The sequence below is a fragment of the Gemmatimonadota bacterium genome, from assembly GCA_009841265.1.
Taxonomy (GTDB): Bacteria; JAAXHH01; JAAXHH01; order JAAXHH01; family JAAXHH01; genus JAAXHH01.
In genome coordinates this window covers 1-2,619 of the sequence record VXMB01000006.1, presented here as the reverse complement: position 1 = coordinate 2,619, position 2,619 = coordinate 1, and the positions used below count along the sequence as shown (strand labels likewise).

The following is a 2,619-nucleotide window of genomic DNA, read 5'->3' as shown; positions in this document are numbered from 1 at the left end:
GTGTATGAAGTAGCCGCGCCGTCCGCATCAACGTCAAGGTTTGCGCCTTCCTTGACTACCAGCATGCCTACCCTCTCGCCGTCGGCAGTAGTATTCTGCTCAATTGCGAAGTTCTTCAGGTCGTCGGCGTTGCGCAGCTCGTAGTGTATGTCTTCGTGTACGTCATCGCCGTCGTCATCTGACGCGTTGTAGGTTGCGACCACCGTGCCCGCCGGCGCGTTCTCATATATAGAAGCGGTCGTCGCAGCTCCGTTGTCAAACATCGGTGGGTCGTTGACGTCGCCAATCGTTATGGTCAGCGTATGTTCGGCCATCATCACGGGTTCGCCGTCGTCGGTCGCCACCAGCGTTACGCTGTATGGTGCATCATCCAGGACAAGCGCGCCGCTTACCGAAAGCTGCCCGGTCGCCGAGTTAACCGTGAACGGAACATCGCTCTCCTCGATGGAGTACGTTATCGAATCGCCAGCGTCCTGATCGGTCGCCGTTATCATCGCGTCGTCTATCATCGTGTTGGGCTGCACGTTCTCATCGACGTTGATCGAACTCGGTGCGCCGGCCATGAACATTGGCGCCTCGTTCACGTTGTTTATCGTTATGGCAACAAAGACCACGCCGAGATCCGCCCCGTCAGAGTCGCGCTCCACTTGGAGCACCACAGACGGCATTGCGCTCAGCATATCAGCGTCCTGCGCCGTGTTCAGGCTTATCGCGCCCGTACCACTATCAACCGAGAATATCGCGCCAGCGCCCGGCTCACCGCCGTTCGTGCCGCCGGTGTGCTTGTATTCCACACCATCGCCGTCAGACTCCACATCGCTGATCAGGTCGATCAACCTTCCGAGTGTATCGTTGCCGCTAGAGTCAAGATCGCTAAGCGCGGCTTGCACTTCACCGGTCATGTTTTCATCAATGCTCGCCGCCAATGAAGGCGTTATCTGGTCAGGCTTCTCCTTCACATTGAGCACCACATCAATAGTGATGGTGATGGACGGATTGTATCCGTCGTCGATCTCAACCGTGATGGAGGGAAGCGCATGATCCTCTACACCGTCTTGGAAGCCCCTGGGGACATGCGTCAATAGCAGCCGGCCCTCATCGTCCACATTCAGCGGTGCTGTGCGTACGCTGGGGGTGTATTCCGGCATCTCTGTATTTCCATCAGCGTCCAGGTCGAGGGTCACCAGGTCCGACACATTCAAAATGTGGTAACCGTTTACAGTCCCGGCTACCTCCAGCGTCGTCACCGTGTAAGTGTCAGAGTCCGCGGCTTTTGTCACCCGATCGGGCAAGTCACTAGACTTCGCCATTACGGGCTCGTTCGCGTCCACCATCACCGTCGCCTCGATTACTGCATTATTGGCAGTAACGCCATCCGACACCGTAATGTGGAAGTGCTGAGGCCCAGACATGTCGTCGCCGATGTCATTAGGCCCGACTGTAACTGCCCCGGTATCCTCGTTTATCTCGAACAAGGGGCTGTCTTCGGAATATGTCAGCTTGTCGCCGTCCGGGTTGGTTATACCCGCACTCGCGTCGCCAACAGCAGTGTCGGCGCTAACCAGACCGGCACCCTTTATGTTCTCATAGATGGTCGCTGTGAACGTGTCAGGCGCGCTGTGCTTGTCATTCGAGGCGGTAACCTTGATTGTCACATCCGCCCTGTCCGCCCTGGCAGCAAGACCCGCGTCACCGTTGACCGTCAGTGTGAAGTTGTAGTCCCGAACCTCAAGGTCCGCGCCGTTCCTCCTGTAGATGGTCATGTCAGCGTCGTTCACGCCGAACGGAGCGGCATCACCGCCGTTGACAATGCCGTCCAGGGACTCTTTCTTATCATCATCATCAATCCGGCCCGTCACATCAAAGCTGCCTAGAGGAGTGTCTGATGCCACGTTCTGCGGTACTGTGAACGTGAAAGACGCAGGCGCATTCAAGACATCGCGCTCAGTTATTGTTCCGGAGAGAATGGAGTTGCCCACTTCGCCATCACCGTTGGTATAAGGCAAAGTAACGTTGAATGTCATCGAGCCGCTCAAGTTAGGCGCCCCGGAGGTCGCCACCTTGAGGATGAACTCGTCGCCATCCTCGGTCTCTACGACCTCGAAATCACCGACTGAGCCATCGAAGTCACCGAGCGTCATGCCCTCGCTATTATCGACAACCCACATCAGTGGATTACTGCTAATCGGATTGCCCACACCAGAAACGGTGGCACCCTTCACGGCCTTGGAAGGAACGACGTCGAAATCAAGATTATTCGTCGTCACTGCCGGACCCGTCTGCGGTGGGGTGGTCGCAACCGTCACGGTTGAAGCGCCTCCGACAGCAACAGCATCCATGCCTGGGCCCGGAATCAGAGAGCCGCTGAAGGAAGCGGGACCTTCCGTACTGGAAGCTGTAACCGTATAGGAAAAGTCGCTATTTCCCAAAATTCTGAAAGCTAGTTCAGAACCATTTTCAGTTGGAGGGAGGGCAGACGTTGTGGATACGTATGTGAATCCAGCTGGCAATGTCTCCGTCACTCTGCCAGCCAAACCGACGCCCTCAACATCAATACTCACCATCACCGTCCCGCCCGGCTCGACTGTCGTCGAATCAAAGGACCGAGTGGCACTGGGA

1 protein-coding gene is annotated in these 2,619 nt (G+C 56.6%); it reads right to left on the bottom strand.

Annotated features, from left to right (window positions below):
* The coding region (locus tag F4X08_01635) for a cadherin repeat domain-containing protein (GenBank protein ID MYD24503.1) at positions 1-2,564 on the bottom strand (2,564 nt) is incomplete at its 3' end.
* Positions 2,565-2,619 lie beyond the last annotated feature (55 nt).